This is a genomic window from Arthrobacter sp. Soil_C_49, assembly GCF_057656635.1.
In genome coordinates this window covers 1-2,124 of the sequence record NZ_JBDGJZ010000027.1, presented here as the reverse complement: position 1 = coordinate 2,124, position 2,124 = coordinate 1, and the positions used below count along the sequence as shown (strand labels likewise).

The 2,124-nt window shown below is 60.3% G+C and carries 2 protein-coding genes; both read right to left on the bottom strand.

The window, feature by feature from the left end; translation table 11 throughout:
• Positions 1-854 (bottom strand): creatininase family protein (locus AC3A4Z_RS22545; protein ID WP_498714539.1); only part of this gene is annotated, 854 nt, incomplete at its 3' end.
• Positions 855-899: 45 nt separating this feature from the next.
• Positions 900-2,066 carry a scyllo-inosose 3-dehydrogenase gene (gene iolM, locus AC3A4Z_RS22540; RefSeq protein ID WP_498714537.1) on the bottom strand — a complete coding sequence of 389 codons (1,167 nt, stop codon included), beginning with the start codon at positions 2,064-2,066 and terminating at the stop codon, positions 900-902.
• Positions 2,067-2,124: the final 58 nt, after the last annotated feature.

Genomic DNA, 2,124 nt, shown 5'->3' with positions numbered 1-2,124 from the left:
AGGTCGAAGGCGCGCTGGGTGACGTTGACCTTGACGGTTTCGAGTTCGGTGATTGCTTCTGCCAGGTAGGTGGAGAAGCGGTCAAAGATCTGTTCGCCCTTTTCGGCGGTGGCGCGGAAGGGGTTTCCGATGACGCCGTGGTCGGCCATTTCATCGTGGTCCATCGGGAAGTAGAAGTACTCGTAGCCCTTGAAGGACGCGTCCGGGTTCGCGTCGTTCTTCTTGAAGCTGTCGGGCAGCCAGGCCGGGGCGTGGCCTTCGGCTGTGACGGCCCGGTCCATGTTCACGTTCTCGGGCCGGTAGGCCATCATGATGGACGTTTCCTGCTCGCTGGCGTGCCAGCCCGGGGTTTCCTCTTCGGGGTTTTCCATCAGGTCATCGATGATGCCCAGGTAGCGCTCTCCGTAGGGCTTGAACATGCCAAGGAGTGCACCCGTTTCGTAGCGGAGGCGGCGGAACACTTCGTCGGTGACCTTGGTGTTGGAGGTGTGGCCGTTGGCGAAGATGATCCGGTTGAAGCCGTGGTGGATCAGGGAACGGACCGTGTCGTAGATTACGGCGCGGACGGTTTCACCGCGGAAGGTGAGGGTACCCATGCCGTTCTCGGGTTCGCGCAGGTGCTGGGGGCTGTAGCCGGTCCAGATCGGCGGGCCGTAGAGGACGCCGGCTTTTTCGGCAGCGCGCTTGGATACTTCCATGGCGTTGTAGATGTCGGTGCCCAGCGGGCAGTGGTATCCGTGCATCTCTACCGAGCCCAGAGGAATGATGATGGTGTCCTTGCCGGATGCGAGGTACTCCTGGATGTCCGGCGGTGCAAGGTCGGTGAGGAGCCGTGAGTGCAGGGGCTGAGTCATGTCATTTGCCTTTCGTGCGTATTTCTTTGGTTTGTTGGTTTGTTTTTAGAAGAGCTGAGGTTTGACGAGGATTTTCCCGTTGCTCCGGCCCTTGGTTTCGTCAATGGCAGAGACGACCTCAGACAGCGGGAACTTTCGGGTTACTGCTTTTTCCATCTGGATCTTCCCGGATGCCATCAACGCGATGACGTTCGGGAAATCCCAGGAGCCGGAGTGGCCGACGGTTCCGTAGATAGAGCCAGCTTTGAGCTGTTGCCGGATGAGGTTCATTTCGACCGGTCGGGCATCCATTCCCACCACCGCGACTTTTCCTCCGACCCCGATGGACTCCTCAATGGTTCCCATGACCGCTTTGAAGTTTCCGGTCGTCTCCACTGCCATGGCCACGCCGTTGCCGCGGGTGAGTTCCTGGATCGTGGCAGCTACGTCGGTGGTCGCAGGGTCAAGGGTGGTCGTGGCACCCATCGCTTCGGCCAGCGCCCGGCGCTCGGGGAGCATTTCGGCAACGAACACCTGGGACGCGCCGGCGGCTGCCGCCAGGGCAGTTGCGGCGAGGCCGATGGGTCCGGCGCCGAAGACTGCCACGGCACTGCCCGGCTTGAAACCACCGGCGCGGGTGAACATACCTTCATAGGCGACGCTCGTTGGTTCGGTCAAGGCACCGATTTCAAGCGCTTTCTCTTCCGAACCAACCCGCTCCGCCACGGCTGTCAGGGACCAGCAGAACTTTGCGTCCACCTTGACGTATTCAGCGAAGCCGCCATTGATGGTGAAACCCAAATCTTCAATGTTGCGGCACTGGTTAAAAAAGCCGCCTCGGCATTCCCGGCAGCGGCCGCACCACTGGATTTCCTCGACCGCCACAAGCTCGCCGACACCGATCTCTGAAACGTTGGAACCGACCGCTACGACTTTCCCGGCGAACTCGTGTCCGATGACGACCGGGGCCTTCAGATGATAAGGAAGGAGGAGGTAGTTGTCCTCATCCGTTTCGATCATGTGAACGTCGGATCCACAAATTCCGCAGGCCCCGACCTGCACGATCACCTCATCCGGGCCCGGAGCGCTGGGATCAGCAATGGTCTGCAGGGAGATGCTCGGATTGCGGTATACCTGGCTGGCATTAAACGCCCACTGCCGAGCAGCGTCTGCGTCACTGATCCGGGCCCCATTACGAGGCGCCCATTCAGCTTCCAGGACAATGGCTTTCATCTCTTCTCCTTCGGGGATTTCCCCCTGAAATAACGGAAACGGGTCTGCGGTTTCCAGG